This window comes from Streptomyces sp. NPDC097129 (assembly GCF_055668065.1).
Genome location: NZ_JBVOQE010000132.1, coordinates 1 through 1,010, shown reverse-complemented (window position 1 = coordinate 1,010; position 1,010 = coordinate 1). Strand labels below are relative to the sequence as shown.

Below are 1,010 nucleotides of genomic sequence, written 5' to 3'. Positions count from 1 at the left end.
ATGCGCGCCTTCTCGTCGTCTTCCATCAACAAGGCGTCGCAGATCCTCACGATGACCGGAGCCGAAACACCAACGGACGTACCCTGTTCCAGCCGCTGATAGTGATTGAAACTGATGTCGGCAATCTGCGCGACATCGCGCCGACTGAGGCCGTGCATTCGGCGAGCACCCTCGCAGCGCATGCCGACCTTTTCGGGCGCAAGACTGTTTCGTTTTTCGACGAGCATCTGGCTCATCAACTGACGTGCGCTCGACCCGTTCACGTCGCCACCTTTTCCATCCCTGAAATATGCTTTCACCTAACATGTTTCAGAATATGGGATGGGACGGACCCGGCGGTATCTCCGAGATGACAGATAATCACGCGATACCGCCAACCCTGTGCCCGTCCAGGCCGCGACGATGAGGCTCAAGATCAGGCTATGAACCTGCCGATCGTCGGATTCGACTGGCAGATGGGACTACTGCCCCAGTTGATCGAACCGAACGCCGTCGCAACGACATTGCCGACGCCGGTGTTCACCGTCGCGGACAGGTACGGATAAGTACCGACCAGGTCGACGATTCCAGACTTGCCCGTGTCGGTGTTGACACACGCAACAGTCACCTGACCCGCCGCCGGGATGGGTGCAGCGGCCGGGAACGAATCGAAGCGAATGTCACCCTTGGCGATGGGCGGATTGGATTCTGGCCCGGACTGGCCGGTGAGTCCGGTCAACGAGGCCAGCGACCCCTGATTCGGACACCCGATAGTGACGGCGGCGCCGCCGAAAGGGTGGGGCGGATCAGCCGAGGCGACTCCGGCGAACATGACGCTCGCGGCAATCGGTAGTCCGATGGCCGCAAAAACCCCGGCCGTGCGTGTGACGCTCATAGCTGCTCCTCGGGTCGACAACACTTTCCGGATACCCCTGGTACAACGCCCGAAACGAAGGAAAGACGACTATTCACACCCCCTAGACAACGCGTGTTGTCAGAACTACAGTCGGTGGTGCAGCTCACACCTATCT

2 protein-coding genes are annotated in these 1,010 nt (G+C 59.9%); both read right to left on the bottom strand.

Going from position 1 to position 1,010, the window contains the following annotated elements; genetic code table 11:
• The coding region (locus tag AC0B9F_RS38630) for a helix-turn-helix domain-containing protein (RefSeq protein ID WP_472010545.1) at window positions 1-263 on the bottom strand (263 nt) is incomplete at its 3' end.
• Between the two features lie 152 nt (window positions 264-415).
• Window positions 416-874 carry a hypothetical protein gene (locus tag AC0B9F_RS38625; protein ID WP_472010543.1) on the bottom strand — a complete coding sequence of 153 codons (459 nt, stop codon included), beginning with the start codon at window positions 872-874 and terminating at the stop codon, window positions 416-418.
• Between the last annotated feature and the right edge of the window lie 136 nt (window positions 875-1,010).

Excerpts from the sequence above, each read along its gene's own strand:
- AC0B9F_RS38625 (WP_472010543.1), bottom strand. The coding sequence starts at position 874 with ATGAGCGTCACACGCACGGCCGGGGTTTTTGCGGCCATCGGACTACCG.